Origin of the sequence: Jonesia denitrificans DSM 20603 (genome assembly GCF_000024065.1) — a bacterium.
Lineage (GTDB): Bacteria > Actinomycetota > Actinomycetes > Actinomycetales > Cellulomonadaceae > Jonesia > Jonesia denitrificans.
The window spans coordinates 1998261-2014711 of record NC_013174.1; the positions used below are offsets into that span (position 1 = coordinate 1998261).

The 16451-nt window shown below is 57.4% G+C and carries 13 protein-coding genes; 10 read left to right on the top strand and 3 right to left on the bottom strand.

The window, feature by feature from the left end:
- The first annotated feature begins 36 nt into the window (after positions 1–36).
- From JDEN_RS09225 to JDEN_RS09250, 6 genes are read left to right on the top strand one after another with little or no spacing between them, the layout of a single operon-like run.
- Positions 37–1281 carry a glycerophosphoryl diester phosphodiesterase membrane domain-containing protein gene (locus JDEN_RS09225; protein WP_015772100.1) on the top strand — a complete coding sequence of 415 codons (1245 nt, stop codon included), beginning with the start codon at positions 37–39 and terminating at the stop codon, positions 1279–1281.
- On the top strand, positions 1278–1919 hold the full coding sequence (locus JDEN_RS09230) for a DUF4129 domain-containing protein (RefSeq protein WP_015772101.1): 642 nt from the start codon (positions 1278–1280) through the stop codon (positions 1917–1919). The genes JDEN_RS09225 and JDEN_RS09230 overlap by 4 nt, the downstream gene beginning before the upstream one ends.
- On the top strand, positions 1916–3103 hold the full coding sequence (locus tag JDEN_RS13090) for a DUF4350 domain-containing protein (protein ID WP_015772102.1): 1188 nt from the start codon (positions 1916–1918) through the stop codon (positions 3101–3103). The genes JDEN_RS09230 and JDEN_RS13090 overlap by 4 nt, the downstream gene beginning before the upstream one ends.
- Positions 3093–4076: an AAA family ATPase gene (locus JDEN_RS09240; protein ID WP_015772103.1), complete on the top strand. Its 984-nt coding sequence runs from the start codon at positions 3093–3095 to the stop codon at positions 4074–4076. Before JDEN_RS13090 ends, JDEN_RS09240 begins: the two co-directional genes overlap by 11 nt.
- A gap of 14 nt (positions 4077–4090) precedes the next feature.
- A complete protein-coding gene (locus JDEN_RS09245) occupies positions 4091–5383 on the top strand; it encodes a DUF58 domain-containing protein (protein ID WP_015772104.1) in 1293 nt (430 codons plus the stop codon).
- The gene (locus tag JDEN_RS09250) at positions 5380–5568 is read left to right on the top strand and encodes a hypothetical protein (protein WP_015772105.1); all 189 of its coding nucleotides are present in this window, start codon (positions 5380–5382) and stop codon (positions 5566–5568) included. The genes JDEN_RS09245 and JDEN_RS09250 overlap by 4 nt, the downstream gene beginning before the upstream one ends.
- A 16-nt stretch (positions 5569–5584) precedes the next feature.
- Here JDEN_RS09250 and JDEN_RS09255 read toward each other — a convergent pair whose 3' ends face one another.
- Positions 5585–6571 carry a stage II sporulation protein M gene (locus tag JDEN_RS09255; RefSeq protein WP_015772106.1) on the bottom strand — a complete coding sequence of 329 codons (987 nt, stop codon included), beginning with the start codon at positions 6569–6571 and terminating at the stop codon, positions 5585–5587.
- A gap of 95 nt (positions 6572–6666) precedes the next feature.
- On the opposite strand from JDEN_RS09255, the gene JDEN_RS09260 reads away from it, so the two are divergent.
- Entirely contained in the window at positions 6667–7473 is an 807-nt protein-coding gene (locus JDEN_RS09260; protein WP_015772107.1) for an RDD family protein, read from the top strand.
- Positions 7474–7498: 25 nt separating this feature from the next.
- Here the strand turns inward: JDEN_RS09260 and ahcY are convergent, their stop codons facing one another.
- The gene (gene ahcY / locus JDEN_RS09265; protein WP_015772108.1) at positions 7499–8983 is read right to left on the bottom strand and encodes an adenosylhomocysteinase; all 1485 of its coding nucleotides are present in this window, start codon (positions 8981–8983) and stop codon (positions 7499–7501) included.
- 224 nt (positions 8984–9207) lie between these two features.
- Between ahcY and JDEN_RS09270 the strand changes: the two genes are divergently transcribed.
- Both JDEN_RS09270 and JDEN_RS09275 read left to right on the top strand, forming a co-directional pair.
- The gene (locus JDEN_RS09270; RefSeq protein WP_143713286.1) at positions 9208–11649 is read left to right on the top strand and encodes a SpoIID/LytB domain-containing protein; all 2442 of its coding nucleotides are present in this window, start codon (positions 9208–9210) and stop codon (positions 11647–11649) included.
- An 18-nt stretch (positions 11650–11667) separates the two neighbouring features.
- Positions 11668–13383: an endonuclease/exonuclease/phosphatase family protein gene (locus tag JDEN_RS09275; RefSeq protein ID WP_015772110.1), complete on the top strand. Its 1716-nt coding sequence runs from the start codon at positions 11668–11670 to the stop codon at positions 13381–13383.
- Between the two features lie 22 nt (positions 13384–13405).
- Here JDEN_RS09275 and JDEN_RS09280 read toward each other — a convergent pair whose 3' ends face one another.
- Entirely contained in the window at positions 13406–14707 is a 1302-nt protein-coding gene (locus JDEN_RS09280) for a polysaccharide pyruvyl transferase family protein (RefSeq protein WP_015772111.1), read from the bottom strand.
- Between the two features lie 284 nt (positions 14708–14991).
- Here JDEN_RS09280 and JDEN_RS09285 point away from each other — a divergent pair, with 284 nt between their 5' ends.
- Entirely contained in the window at positions 14992–16449 is a 1458-nt protein-coding gene (locus JDEN_RS09285) for a bifunctional cytidylyltransferase/SDR family oxidoreductase (protein WP_041287897.1), read from the top strand.
- Positions 16450–16451: the final 2 nt, after the last annotated feature.

Here is a 16451-nt window from a genome sequence, read left to right on the forward strand (position 1 = left end):
ACAAGACGCTCACGCACAACACCAGCAGGAGTCACCATGACGGAACCCCAGGACACCACCCCAACACCACCATCCCCGGGGGAACCGCCACACAATCAATTTGCGCCCCCCGCACCATCGCAGGGGACTCCACCCCCGCCCAACGGGACAACACCGCCACCAGCACAACCTGCTGCACCACAGCCCCAGTACGGGCAATATGCGCCCCCCGGTGGCACCCAACCCCAATACGGGCAACCAGACAACAACCCCCAGCAGCCTCCGCTCCCTCAGTACGGACAAGCCGCCTACGGGCAGCAACCCATGCCGTACAACCAACTTCCCAGTGCACCCAGCTATGCACCCCGGCAAGGAATCATCCCACTGCGCCCTCTTGGCCTCGGCGGTATCTTCGACGGCGCGTTCCAAGCCGTCCGTCGTGCTCCTGGTGCGCTCCTGGGGCTCACACTCGTCATCGTCGCGGTGTTCTCCATTATCGGCGCTGCCATTGGTTACATCCTGACACCGTGGGTCAACCGCACGTTCTTCGGCGGTATTTCCACTTTCGACGCCGGCACTGATCCCACCTTCGAAATGTTCAGCATGGGGCCAGGAAGCTTCTCCATCACCTACCTTGTTGCTATGGCAGCTGGCGTCTCTACCTACATTGCCTCAGCCGCAATTATTGCTGCCATCGGACAACTCATCATCAACAAGCCTGCCCCCATCGGAGCGACCTGGGATCGAGTACGCGGCCGGTTCTGGGCCATCCTTGGAGTTGCTTTCGCGGTCGGTCTCATCATCATCCTGCCGTGGGTGCTCCTTGTCCTGGCAATCATCGCAGCCGAAAACACTGGCGTAGGATCCAACGCCTTTGGCGGCTTCCTGCTTGCAGCCAGCATCATTGGGCTACTCATCTGGACCATGTACGCCTCCATCCGCTGGCTGTATGCCCCCATGGCTCTCCTGCTTGAAGAACAATCCGTGACAGGCGCTATGCGCCGCTCGTGGGACCTGGTCAAAGGGTCGTGGTGGCGTACCTTCGGGATCTACCTTTTGGCGTCAGTAGTCGTCCAGTTCATCATCTCCACAGTCGGTGGGTTTGTGGAGCTCATTCGTGGGTTCACGCTCGGGTACGACTTTGACACTGACTTCCTCGCGCTCGGTTCCTATCTGGTCATTCAAATTGTTGTGAACACACTTGCTATTGCCTTCCTCTCCTCGGTCATGGCCATGATGTACATTGACACCCGGATTCGTAAGGAAGCCCTCGACGTTCAATTAGCACAGGCAATGCAGTGACTCCACTTGTCTATGAACCACCCCTGACCCCCGGCAGGGAGGACGCTCAACGCCTACTCGACGCTGAGCTTCGCAACCCCGAATACCAGCAAAGCGAAGGACTCATTGAGCGGATCATGCGGTGGATCACCGAATGGTTCGAATCCTTTTCTGCCAGTGACGGGCAAACACGATGGTTCTTGATCATCATCGTTGCGCTGCTTGCCCTACTCATCGGTTACGCGATTTTCCGGATCACCCAACGTCGGCGCATCAGCCACACCCACAGTTCCCAACTCGTCGGCCTTCTTGTTGACACGTCAGCCGAAGAATACGCACGTCTCGCCCAAGAAGCAGCGGCACACGGGCGCTGGCACGACGCTGTACTCGCACGCTTTAGACAACTAGTGAAAACTGCTGAAGACAACGTCATCATCCACCCAGACACTTCTCGGACCGCCCACGAAGCAGCACAGGCAATCGCCGCGCAACTGCCCAGCATCACAGACGCGCTCACGCACGCGGCAGACACCTTCGACACGATCGCTTACGGCGATATCACCCCTCACCGCAGCCACTACGACGACGTCACACAGTCGCTCAATGCCTACACACAGGCCGCAGAAGAACGCCGTAAAGCACGGGTGAACGCATCATGAGCAGCACATCGGTCATCACCGCTCGCGAAACATCCAATACCGCACTGAAACGACGTCTCAAATCCACGTTCCTCCCGCTTGGTGCCATCACTGTCCTCCTCGCCGCAATCTGGGCGATTATGGCGTTGGTGCCTAACTTTTCTGGCGTGCCACTGGGCTACGACAACCCCTACCCGAAAGGAGCTCGAGCCCTCGCGCAAGTCCTCGGTGATGAAGGGGTGAACGTCACCGCAACAGACAACCTCACCGACACGCTCACCGCTACCAACAACAACACGGACACTACGATTTGGGTGACATCGTCAGAGTTCCTCACCTCCGAAGACGCCCGTGAACTGACCGAGACCGGGGCCCATCTGCTGTGGACCAACCCCACCCCAGACGTCCTCGACGCCCTGCCGATCAGCGTGTCGCACGCTGGGGGTTGGGCTACAGACGACTCCACTCCCCCTGACTGTGACCTGCCTGCCGCGACGTCCGCGGGATCGATCACCTCCGGGGGAACTTCCTTCAGTTTCCCGGGAACCGACGTCCCCCGCGGAACGAACGCCTGCTACGACTCCGGATTTGGTTACCACCTGATTGACGTCCTGGTCGACAATGGACCACGCATCACACTCCTTGACGACGGCTACCTGTGGTCCAATGAACGCATCACCGCCGACGGGCACGCCGCACTGGGCTTAACGCTCCTTGGCAGTAACCCGTCACTGGTGTGGTTCACCCCTGCAAGCCCGGAACCTCCCACATTGCTCGAAGACGGTGAACTCGCCACACCAATCCAGTTCACATTGGTCGCCACACTGCTCGCAATCGCAGCTGTCTTCGTGATTCTCGCTGCAATGCGACGGTTAGGGCCAGTTGTTTCTGAGCAGCTTCCTGTTGTTGTTCGCGCATCAGAAACCGTTCGAGGACGCGCCCGGCTTTACCGCCAAGCTCGAGCCTATGATCGGGCAAGTGAGCTTCTGTGCTCTGCAACCGCGCTTGCCTGCGCTCAGCGACTTGGCGTCTCCCCGCACGCGGAACGTGAAGCGCTGATCTCAGCGATCGTGCGGGTCACACACTACTCAGACACCGACATTTCCGCTCTCTTGTTTGGACCTGCACCACGCAGCGAACAAGAGCTTCTCCACCTTGCTGACCGCTTGGCAACCCTAGAAAGTGAGATCTCAGATGTCCGATAACGTGCAGACCGTTCCGGCTCCTGCTGACAGTGCGCGTGCCGCACTTGATCGGGTACGACAGGAGGTTGCGAAAGCTGTCGTTGGTCAAGACTCAGCCGTGTCCACCCTCATTATCGGGTTACTCTGTGACGGGCATGTCCTGCTCGAGGGTGTCCCCGGGGTTGCAAAGACGCTGCTTGTACGGTCCCTCTCTCACGCACTCGATGTGGATACCAAGCGAGTCCAGTTCACCCCTGACCTCATGCCGTCTGACATCACAGGCTCGCTCGTCTATTCAGCAAAGACAGAAGAGTTCACTTTCAAACATGGCCCAGTGTTTACGAACCTTCTTCTCGCTGACGAAATCAACAGGACTCCACCAAAGACCCAGTCCTCGTTGCTGGAAGCCATGGAAGAACGGCAGGTATCTGTTGACGGCACTCCGCAAATGCTCCCGTCACCGTTTATGGTCATTGCCACCCAAAACCCGATCGAGCACGCCGGAACTTACACACTGCCTGAAGCGCAACTGGACCGGTTCCTCCTCAAAGCGGTCCTTCCGCTTCCAGAACGCGACAACGAAATTGACGTCGTGTCACGTCACGCTGCCGGATTCCGCCCCCGTGACTTAACCGCAGCGGGCTTGCGCAAAGTGGCCAGCGCCGACGACCTCATCACAGCACGAGCGGCTGTTGCACAGGTGACAGTTGCACCAGAGATCGTGGGGTACATTGTCGATATTTGCCGTGCCACCCGCATGTCTCCCTCGATATCTGTGGGAGTGTCCCCTCGTGGTGCCACCGCTTTGCTCGCCACCTCACGTGCGTGGGCGTGGTTATCTGGACGTGACTTTGTCACACCAGACGACGTCAAAGCGCTGGCGCCATCCACCCTGTCGCACCGGTTGTCATTGCGACCAGAAGCAGAAATTGAAGGGGTGAGTGTTGACTCGGTCATGCACACCATTTTGAGTTCTGTTCCCGTCCCCCGGTGAGGTGAGGTCGACTCGTGGCTCTTAGTTGGCGGCCAGCAGCGCTGATAGCGCTGGGAATCATTCCTGCCCTCATCTTCGCGCAGTGGCACGTTGTTGTGGTGTGGGTTGCTGCGGTTGTTGTCCTGACGATTGTTGATGCGATCCTTGCCGCATCACCGCGTGCTCTTGAGGTGACGCGGACACTGCCCACACAGGTGAAACTGGGCGAGGTTGCTCAGGGCGAGTTTGTGGTATCAAACCGTGGCCGTCGGACCGCTCGAGGGTTGCTCCATGACGCCTGGGGCCCCTCAGCAGGCGTTGTTACGCCCGTTCAACGACTTGTTGTGCGGGCAGGCGATGCCACCCGTGTTCCGTGCGTGTTACAACCAACCCGCCGCGGGGACCGTGTTGCTGCCCACGTGACGGTGCGGTTGTTTGGACCGATGCGTCTTGGGGCCAGGCAATTGTCATTGCTCGCTCCGTCAACGGTGAAGGTGTTGCCAGAGTTTCGTTCGTCAAAACACTTGCCCTCGCGTCTTGCCCTATTGCGCGAAATTGATGGGGGTTCTGCGGTCCAGATCCGCGGGCAAGGCACAGAGTTCGATTCGTTGCGCCCTTACGTTGAGGGGGACGATGTTCGGTCCATTGATTGGCGTGCCACTGCCAGGTCCCGTGAAGTCACGGTCCGCACCTGGCGTCCCGAACGTGACCGCCGGGTCATTATCGTGGTGGATACCTCGCGAACTTCTGCACCACAGGTTGCTGGGGAAACCCGCCTGGACGCGTACATTGAGGCGGCACTGCTGTTGGGGGCCCTTGCGTCTCATGCAGGTGACCGGGTGGAGGTCCTCGCGCACGACCGCTCCTCTCGTGCACACGTGTCAGCTCATGCTGGCTCCAAAGTGCTCCATGAATTGGCTGTCGCATTGTCTGGGGTACAGCCTGTTTTGGTGGAGAGCGACTGGGATGTTGTCGCGGCGAAGGTTCGTGAACGGGTGTGGCAGCGTTCACTTGTAGTGGTGTTGTCGAATGCCGACATCACTACCCCGGAGAATGGTTTTGTGACCGCGATTTCCACGTTGGCTGCCCAACACACTGTTGTGGTTGCGTCGGTGAGTGATCCGGAAACCACAGCGATGAGTACAGATGTGTCGGATTCTGCTGCAGTGTTTGGTGCGGCAGCAGCACAGGCGACGTTACTTGCTCGACGGGCTGCACTGGGTGTCCTCGAGCGTTCTCAGGCGATCACGGTAGACTCGCTACCCAACGATCTCGCACCTCGTGTTGCGGACACGTACCTCATGCTTAAAGCGACAGGACGGTTATGACTTCCCGAACTCCCGCCCCCAAGAAACGATCTTCCTCCCCTGCCCCAAGTGACCGGGTGTCTGGCCCCGACTGGGAGCCAGTGGGAATCAGACGGCAACGGTTCGCGCGTCGGGTGGCGTTGCTTGTCGCTTTCGTCATGATCGCTGGGGCGGTCATCCCGGCGCTGTCAGGAGTGTTGACGTAACGAGGTGAACGGCTTCTCAGGCGTATTGTTGCCGGAAACCTGCTTCTTGTTCGTCTAGGTCACCTGTTTTACCCGCACGTACTGCACGCCCCCCAAGGACGTACACGTACGCCCAGAACAATGCCAGTGCGATGGCCCCAATGACGATTTTCAGCCACCACACCATGGTGGATCCGGTCACGAACCCTTCGATCACACCAGAAAGCGCTAACGCGCCGACGAGCCCCAAGGCGACAAGCATCAGCGATCGTCCTTCTTCAGCGACAGCCACGGTCCGTGGGCGTCGACCGGGCGCCACGAGGGACCAAAACAGTTTGAGCCCCGCGCCACCAGCAACGAAAATTGCAGTCAATTCCAATAAGCCGTGCGGTGCGATGAGTTGGAGAAACAACCCTAGCTCCCCATAAGACGCCATGAGACCGCCGACCATGCCCACATTGACGGCATTGATCACCAACACAATCGCCGGCCAAGCACCGGTAATACCAAAAGCAACACACTGCGCAGCGATCCACGCGTTGTTCGCCCACACCATCGTGGCAAACCCAGCACTGGGGTCATAGTATGACTCGAATGCTTCATTAACGTACTGGTCGCGCTCTGCCTCGGACCCTAACGCGGCAAGCCCTTCAGGAGTTGTCGCCACCCACACACCGATGATGACAGCAACCGCGACACACGCAAAAGTCACGGCGTGTGACCACCACCGCGCCCGGTACAACGCCGCTGGCACAGACTCACCCAGGAGGGTGGCAATCCCCCGCCAACTGTTGTCTTGTGCACCAGCTATTTTGGCGCGAGCATCGGACAGCAACAACGACAGGTCTTGCACCAAGACGGGGTCAGGTGCGGTTGATCGCAGCACCGACAAATGTGTGGACACTACTTGGTACAGCAGCACCAACCGGTCAGATTGTTCGCTCGTGAGCCGACGGGTGCGGGTGAGGGCGCGCAGTTCGCGCCATTCATCATCGTGTGCAGTGGTAAAGGCCTGGAGATCCACCCTCCTACTCTCCCACAACACGGTAGGCTTTGAAGGCAGAAGCCCACGCTGTGGGCGGTACGTGTCAGTAAATGTCGAGCAGAACAGGGCGGGACGTGGACGATCCAATCATCATCGGGGAAGGTGTCATTCTCGATGTGCGCCCCACATCGTTCTTCTCCCGCGCGATCGCAATCGCCATTGATTACCTGGTGTACATCATTGGTGCGGGGCTCCTCACCTGGGGGATGGGGTCACTTGGGCTCAGCGCAGAGTTTGAGCGCGCTGAAGTTGTCATCCCTATCTTCCTCATCGTTACTGTTTTTGTGCTGATCCCCGCGACTGTGGAAACCTTCACCCGTGGCCGCTCACTAGGCAAACTTGTCATGGGCATCCGGGTTGTCCGTGATGATGGTGGCCCCATAGTTCTGCGGCATGCGCTCATTCGGGCGCTTGTTGGTGTTTTTGAGATCCTCATGACCAGTGGTGCAGTGGCTGCCGTGGTGTCCTTCATGAACAAACGCGGCAAACGCATCGGCGACTACCTCGCTGGGACGTATGCGATCCGCATCCGTGGGGGCGCATCGAAACTCCAGGAAGTCGTGATGCCGGAGCACCTTGCCCCGTGGGCAAGCAGCGCCGACATCACCCCCCTGCCAGACGGGCTGGCGTTGAGCGTGCGACAGTACCTCTCACGGGTCCACGACCTTCACCCCGCGACCCGCGACACGTTGGGCAAGCAACTCGCTGACCTTGTGGCCACCCATGTCGCTCCCGCACCCCCCTATGAGGTAACCCGCGAAGAGTTCCTCGCTGCAGTCATCATGGAGCGGGCGCGTCGGGACATCGGCCATGAGGAACGCCGCCGTGAGTACGCTGCGAAAGTCCGCACCGAGATTGACGCGCTTCCATTCCGCCCCTAAGTTGTGCGGGTGACAGCGCTCCCCGCTAGTAGCGGTAGTGTTCCGGTTTGTACGGCCCACTGACTGGCACACCAATGTACTCGGCTTGCTCTGGTGAGAGTTGAGTCAGTTTCGCACCCAACGCATCCAGGTGAAGGCGAGCAACCTTTTCGTCGAGGATTTTGGGGAGCCGGTACACACCTGTGGGGTATTCACCGTGTGGCGCTTTAGTGAACAACTCAATTTGCGCAATGACTTGGTTTGCGAACGAATTCGACATCACAAAGCTGGGGTGACCTGTGGCATTTCCGAGGTTCAGCAGACGACCTTCTGACAGCACGATCACGGAGCGGCCACTAGGGAGAGTCCATTCGTGCACTTGAGGTTTGATCTCAACCTGAGTGACGCCTTCGATTGCGGCAAGACCAGCAATATCGATCTCATTGTCAAAGTGACCAATATTTCCAATGACGGCTTTGTCTTTCATGGCCAGCACGTGCTCTGGGCGAATCACGTTGAAGTTTCCGGTCGTGGTGATAAAGAAGTCAGCTTGGTCAACAACGTCTTCAAGCTGGGCGACCTGGAACCCGTCCATGGCTGCCTGGAGGGCACAGATCGGATCCACCTCTGACACGATCACGCGCGCACCTTGTCCACGAAACGCTTCAGCAGCTCCCTTCCCCACGTCACCATATCCGGCAACAAACGCCACCTTTCCCCCAATGAGGATGTCTGTGGCACGGTTAATCCCATCAGGTAGTGAGTGGCGGATACCGTACTTGTTGTCAAACTTTGACTTTGTCACTGAGTCATTGACGTTAATCGCGGGAAAGAGGAGTTCCTCTTTTTCTGCGAGCGCGTAGAGCCGGTGTACACCCGTGGTGGTTTCTTCGGTGACGCCAAGGATATTGTTGGCTAGCTCAGTCCAGTGGTTGCCAGATTTGTCAACCGATGCGCGAAGCACCCGGTGGATTTCTTCTTTCTCTGCGTTGTAGCCGGCATCACCCGGGAACAGGGGTTCGGGTACTGAGCCATCTTTTTCGTACTGGACGCCGAGGTGGACAAGCAGGGTTGCGTCACCACCGTCGTCGAGGATCATGTTGGGACCGGTGAGGTGTCCGTGGTCGTCACGCCAGGTCATGATCTGTTCAGTGCAGTCCCAATATTCGCTGAGGGTTTCACCCTTCCAAGCAAACACGGGGACCCCGCTTGGGTTGTCCGGGGTTCCGGTTGGGCCGACCGCGATGGCTGCGGCAGCTTCGTCCTGAGTGGAGAAAATGTTGCAGGACGCCCAGCGCACCTGCGCCCCGAGTGTGGTGAGCGTTTCGATGAGGACAGCTGTTTGCACGGTCATGTGCAAAGAACCTGCGATACGCGCACCGGCGAGAGGTTTACTGTCACCGTACTCCTCACGCAGTGCCATAAGGCCTGGCATTTCGTGCTCGGCAAGACGGATTTGGTGACGGCCCGCTTCAGCGAGGTTGAGGTCACGGACTTTGTAACGGCCTGGTGCTTCGTCAAAGTTCTTCATGGTTGTTCCGTTCACGACACGACAGCGTTGGGGTCGGGTTCAGTGTAGCGGTGTGGGTGTTGGTGAAGGACGGGAATCTCAGTGGAAGAAACTTGGTAAAAACCCTGCAGGTCACCACCCTTCACGCCGATGAGTACTCATACAGACATGATGCGTACACCCGCCCACCTGAGGGTTCCGTTTTTCACCCAGCGAACCCCGATGAGTACCTGCAGACTGGACTTATGCGTTTTCTGACATTTCTGAAGATCCTTCTCGTGGCCGCACTTGCAGCGTCGGGGGCGTCCCTCACCGCTGCTCCAGCGTTGAGTTCTCCGGGAGGAGGGACCGCATCAGGATTGTCGATGTCCAATAGTGTGCGTTTTGCAGCCGCTACGTCGGCGAGCACGGTGAGTCCGAATACGCGGACCGTGTTTGCGACTGCTTACCACCGCAATGGGCAAGCGATGACGGGCAATGTCCAGTTGCAGTACCGCAAAACCGCAGGATGGAAGACGCTGAAAACTCTTCCGTTGGATAATGGTCGGGCTCGTTTGGTGCGCGTGCCCAAGTCAACCTCTGATTACCGATGGCGTTATGTACCAACTGGCGCGACCACACGGACGTTCTCTGTTGCGGTGAGGCCAGCAACCTCGCAGTCTCCTTCCACACGGTTTGCTGCAGCGGTCTCCTCGTCTTCAGTGTTCCCTGGCACAAAAACCACCTTCGCGACCGCGTATCACCGTAGCGGAAAAGCAATGACCGGTAACGTACAGCTCCAGTACAAATCTGGTTCAACGTGGAAGACGCTGAAAACACTTCCCTTAGTTGATGGACGAGCGAAGTTTGTGCGTGTCCCAAAGACAACATCAACCTATCGGTGGCGTTCCACGTCGACCGGTGCAACGACTAAGTCTTTCCAGGTGACAGTGAAACCGCATATTACCCTGTCAACGACGGCGTCGTCTGTGACAAAGGGTGGGAGCGTGACCTTAAAGGGCAAGTACACGCGTGGCGGCAAAGTCGTGACGTCAGGAACCGTCACCCTTCAGTATTTGTCGGGATCGACCTGGAAGAACATTCGCACTGTTTCGGTGTCCCAAGGAACGGCGTCAACTTCGGTGAAACCGTCAAGCACCACAACGTACCGGATGGTTGCTTCAGATGCGAACAGCAGTTCGGTGAAAGTGTCAGTCACCGGTGCGTCAGTTACATACTGGGTGGACTCAAGCGTTGGCCTCAACGCACGTTCCGGTCCTGGAACCAGCTATAGCAGCCTTGGCATGTTCGCCAACGGAACCCAGTTGACCCACGATCCAGCCAAGGTCCAAACAGGCGGTGGGTACACGTGGCGTCAGGTCACGGGAAAGATCGGCGGCAAAACTGTGACCGCCTGGGTTGCAGACTCCTACCTGACAACCGTAAAACCCACACCACCTCCACCTGCAACGGTTCCAGCATCCTTCACCCTGACCGGGTCAGGGTTTGGCCACGGGGTAGGAATGTCGCAATTCGGGGCGTACCAGATGGCTCGCGAAGGAAAGAACGCCACCCAAATCCTGCAGCACTACTACACCGGTAACACGGTGAAAAACTTCGTCTCGTCCAAGCAGTACATCAACGTTCAGCTCATTGGGCCTGGCTTCAATAACCAAACTGCGACCACGCGTACAGTCAGTTTCAAGAATGGGGCCGCTGGGACATGGCGCCTTGTTGACAAGTCAGGAAATATTCTCACTGGCTTTTCCAAGCGACCCACATCGCAATCGGTCCGCCTTGAGGTGTCCGGAACCAATGTGAAAGCCACGCTGCTTGACTCCTCCGGCAAAGCGACAACCACCACAGCCACTGCCTCTCACATTTACGTGCGCTGGTCTGGGACTAGCCGGTTCTTGTCCACGGGGCCAGCAAGCGTCGCAACCGTCCAAGGGTCAATTTCGTCCAGCCGAAGCGGCAACTACCGGCACGGACAACTCATCGTGACAACGTCGTCAAAGACGCTCAACATTGTCAACAACCTCAAGTTCCAAACCGAATACCTGTACGGGATCGCGGAAATGCCGTCCGGGTGGGGATATAACGGTGGTCAAGCTGCGCTCCAAGCACAAGCAATCACCGCGCGCACCTATGCACAAAACCGCCTCAACAGTGCACTCAACGGAACCTGTAACTGTCACATCGTTGACACCACTCAACACCAATTCTTCACGGGGTGGGACAAAGAGAACGAAGGCACCGCAGCCTACTACGGGAAGAAATGGAAGGCTGCAGTCGACGCTACCCGATCATCTGCAACGACAGGTCTCGCCTTGTTCAACGGCAGCACGCTATCTGGGTCTTACTATTACTCAGCTTCCGGTGGGCGCACCGCTAACTCAGAAGATGTCTGGGAATCGCAAGTGAGCTACCTCCGCTCCGTCAATGACCCCTACAGTCTGAAAGCACCAGGGAACTCCAACGCCAGTTGGACTGACACAGTCACGCAGAAAACGTTGAAGAACATCTTCACATCACTCGACGACGTGAAGACCGTGACAGTATCCGCAACCTACAGTTCAGGGCAAGTGAAGTCACTGACCGCCATCTCAAGCACCGGGCAAAAACAAACACTGACCGCAAAAGCAGACACCTGGCGTTCCCGTCTCGGTACGAAAGCCGCGTGGATCACCAAAATCACGGCAAACTAGCACAACCTGGAGTCCACAATGCGCGCAGTTGCTTCTGACCGGGCTTCCCGGTCAGTACCCATCATCATCACCACAGTTTTGGTCATGGTTGGGCTCACCGCTCCCGCTGCGCACGCCTCAACCACCGCCAGTGGGCAAGCATTCGCAACCAGCGCATCAACAATCAGCGGCGTGTCACCCACGGTGCTCCCGCAGGCCGGAGTTCTTGCCACCGCAAAGAAACCAGCACGCCCACAAGCGACCGTTATCCCAGGAGTGAAACGCCTCACCGTGTCATGGCCCAGAGTGTCAGGTGCCACGAAATACCAAATACGGTACGCCACTCGCAAGGATTTCCGTGGCGCACGAACCATCAACACAGTAAAAACAGCAAAGACTCTGACAAAGCTCAAAACAGGCAAAGTCTATTACGTCAAAGTCCGGGCGTTGCGCGGGAAGATGTCCTCGGGGTACAGCGCAGCACAAAAAATCAAGACCACGTCGAGCACACCCGCAAGTGTCACCGTCACAGCGGTACCCGCTGGAGTGAACTCCATCAAGGTCGCCTGGAGTCAGCCCAAACGCGCTGAATCGATCCAGATCCTCGTGTCCCACCACAACAAAGCACTCGACTCAGCAAAAACACGCTTTGTCGTGAAAGTCCCTGTTCACGCCCGGTCCACAACAATCACAATTCCATCATCCTGGCGCGCCAAAATCGGTGACGGATCAGGGAACCCAGTATTTGTCCGGGTGCTGTTAAAGAACGCGGGGAAGAGCAAAAAAACGAAGATCGCATGGAGCTACACGCAAGCACGAACACCATCTGGAACCTCCGCCCAAAAATTGCGTTTCGCCACCTATAACGCCGGATCCGTCAACGCCACAAAAAACCTCGCAGGACGCGCCTGGACACACCGTCAACCGGCCGTCGTCAACGCAGTCCACCGCTCCCAAGCAGATGTCATCGCATTCCAGGAAGTCACCACTGCACGGGTTAACGGGGATAGCGGCGACCGCCAATACCAAGCACTTGCGAAAGCCCTTGCCCCCACGTATTCGTCCGTTCTTACTGACAAACAAATAGGCACGGCTCCCGGCGCCACGTCGAAAGGCGCGCACATCTTCTACCGTTCCGACAAAGTCCGGCTCATCACAAGTGGACTCGTCGCCAATGACACTGTCACATCAATTGCCCACCTCAAGTCCGCAACCGAACAAGAAACCGTGAAGCACTTCGTGTGGGCACTGCTCGAGAACACAGCCACAAAAGAACGGTTCTATGTGGTGTCAGCCCACCTCCCCAACTCCAGCGCCCCCGAATCCCAACGCCTCCGCCTCGGCATCACGCAGGGCATCCACGGCTATATGTCCGGGAAACCAGGCGCCTCGACACTTCCCATCGTGCTCATGGGAGACCTCAACACCGACGTGGGTCGCTACCCCACCGGTCCAACCACCTGGCTCCGTCAGCAGGGGTACTACTCAGCAGCACACGCCGTCCAGCAACGAAACATCCGCCTCGGTACAACGAATAACCAGTACCACACTGTCGACGGCGGATACCCTGCTCGCCCCTTTACGTATGCCTACGTGGGTACCCGCATCGACCATATCTTCATCAAGAACTCACCAGGCGCAGCAAGCTACGACAACCAAGTTGTGCTCAGATCAAACGGAACCTTTGACGAACGGTTCCGCGGATCTGACCACAACCTTCAGGTCGCAGTCCTCTCCGTGAAAAACCGATCCTAACGAAGCCGCTACGTCACGTAACTCAGCGCTTCAATAGGGCGCGCGCCTTGCGCTTGACCTTTGCCAACGTGATGAGGGCAGGGTTTGTTTGCGGTGGACGCACTGCCCCGATCTTCTTCCCTGCCTCGATTTTTTGGTCGAAGCGGTCAGCAGTTCCGTCCTCGTCCCAGATCGTGTGCAAGTTATTATCACGCAAGAACTGCAAATAGGTGGCAAAACGCTCAGGCATCAGTTCGTTGAACCGGCTGTAATCGGTGTCCCGATAAAGGTCCTCAGCAAGCGGGACAGCGCCGTCCTTGTCGTACCGGGTGTACGGCATCGCATGGTAGTCAGCCAGCTCAAGAGTCCGTGAATCATGCGCAAGAATGTGCGCTGGTGTCCCCGCAAGAATTGCGGCAATGTTTCCGTGTAACCGTGTCCCAAATGCGAAGTCTTCGCTCTTGAAGGACTCGATCCACCCCCAGGGGTTGGGGTAGTAGATCACGTTGCGGCGGGCGAACAGAGGGTGTCCGGTGTGGACCGGTGTTCCGAGGTTTACCGTGGACAGGTCGTACTGGTCCTCCCCGGTGATAATCATCCGGGCAGACTTGGCATCCTGCGAGGGACTTGTCAGGTTCCGGTATTGCGCCATGTTCGCGTCGATGACGCGCTCGATACCAGGAACCCGGTAATCAATGTTCATCGAGATGGACGACTTTGGCCCAAGGGCTGCTACCTTCTTTTCTACCCGGTGTTCTGGCCCCCAGGTGAAGATCGACGGGCACCCAATGACGCGGATGCGCTCTTCAGGTAACCCAAGCGACACCAGGTACTTCTGCGTGAACTCACCGCGAACTCCCATCGAGTGCGACTTTTCAAGGATCGCTTCACAAAACATACGCACGACATCGTTGTGGCGTTTTGCAGCATCCTCAGCCTGTGTTTTCGTCCTCCCGGTGCGTGCCATCCGAAACTCGTCGTTCTCTGCGGCGTCTGCAGTGGTTTGCGCCCCCGCACCAACGATAGTCACCGGCATGTCGAGGTCTCGGACAATCCGAGTCATCGCTTTGAGATTCGCGGTGAACGACGCCCGGAACATGTTCGACATCGGCATGACATAGTGGTCATATTTATCATTTGTTTCGCGAATAAACTCAGCAGGATCATCCAGCCTGTGGGTGGTAAACCCTCCATATCGGACGGTATTGGCCCGTGCAGATAACGCGCGTGCCACACCATTTGCGTACAGGAGGTTTCCGGAGTTCCCGCCCATCAGCCGTGTTGATTCCATCGTGCCGTAGGTCTTCAGAGGGTTTTGTGCTGCTCGAATGAGGATCTTAGACATTGGTGTGTGGTGACGTTTCTGTTGTGGGCGGGCACACGAAGCCGGCGTCGTTGTTGGCTTCAGGACACGAAACGACGGCTGTTGTGCACAATTCACGGACCGTCTCGACTAGCCTACGATATTTGCCCCTCCTTGACGAAGTTGGTGGTCGTTTTGCTTTGCTGTGGAGATCTCGTGCGCACCCGACCCCTTTCCCTCTACCTCGTGCGGTGCCATGCCAACTGGCCGGGTAGAGTTTATGTCGGCGCGGTACATGCGCCACCTTCTTGTCATCAACGAAAGGTATGACCGTGCGGACTGTAGGTGTTGTTCTTGCCGGTGGTGTCGGTGCCCGGTTGGGCTTAAACGTGCCCAAACAGATGGTGAAGATCGCTGGCAAAACGATCCTGGAACACACGGTCACAGCGTTTAACGAGTCACCGGAAATCGATGAGGTCATCGTCATGATCACGCCGGGCTGGTCCGAGCATGTCGCAACGCTCTTGGGTAACCGGTTCGACAAGCTCACGAAGATCCTCGAGGGCGGCTCGACCCGAAACGAGACCACACGCAAGGTGTTGGACTCCATCACTGATGACGAGTGCAAGGTTGTCCTGCATGACGCAGTGCGTCCACTTCTTGATGAACGCATCATCCGAGAGTGCGTGGAGACCCTTGATGCCTTTGGTGCCGTGGACGTCGTCATCCCTTCTGCGGACACCATTGTCGAGGTCGATGGCAATGATGTCATCACCTCCATCCCCAACCGTGCGCTTCTTCGTCGTGGGCAAACCCCACAAGCATTTAAGCTGTCAATCCTCAAAGAGGCCTACGCCAAAGCGATGGATGACCCATATTTTGCTGCAACGGACGACTGTGGTGTTGTGCTGAAGTATCTCCCAGAGGTCCCGATCAAAACGGTGCTGGGAGCTGAACACAACCTCAAGGTCACCCACCCCGTTGACCTGTTCATTGCTGACAAATTATTCCAGTTAGCATCACGGACAGCACCCAAGCACACAACTGAGGAAGAGCGCGCGGCACTGTTGGCCGGGAAGACAATTGTTGTTCTCGGAGGTTCCTACGGTATTGGTGCCGAGATTTGCCGTATTGCAGCTGCGAGCGGCGCAAATGTCGTGTCACATGGGCGCTCAACGACTGGACTTCACGTGGAGGACCCTGACGCGATTGCTGCGGCCTTTGAGGAGGTCTACAAGGAACACGGCGCTATTGACGCGGTGATTTTGACAGCGGGCGTGCTCCGGATTGGTCGTCTTTCTGACACCTCTGAAGAGGAAATCGCAGAGACCATTGGCGTGAACTATCTTGCCCCGGTCCATGTTGCCAAAGCAGCCTACCGTTATTTGTCCGAGTCACGTGGACACCTGTTGTTCTTCACCTCGTCGTCATACACACGTGGCCGAGAAAACTACTCACTGTATTCCTCCACAAAGGCTGCGATTGTCAACTTGACCCAAGCTCTGTCTGAAGAATGGACGGGTCAAGGGATCAAGGTCAACGTCGTCAACCCGGAACGTACTGCCACCCCTATGCGCTCCAAAGCGTTTGGTGAGGAATCTCCCGGTTCGCTGTTGTCTGCGGTGTCTGTTGCGGAAACTTCTCTGGACGTCATCACCTCCGACATGACGGGGCTCGTTGTCGATGTCCGCAAGGAGCAAGCTGGTGCGCGTTCGGCTGGTGACGCGATCAATGAGGCGCTGTCCGAAGCAGAACGCGAGTTGTCCACCCCTGATATCCCGTAGTC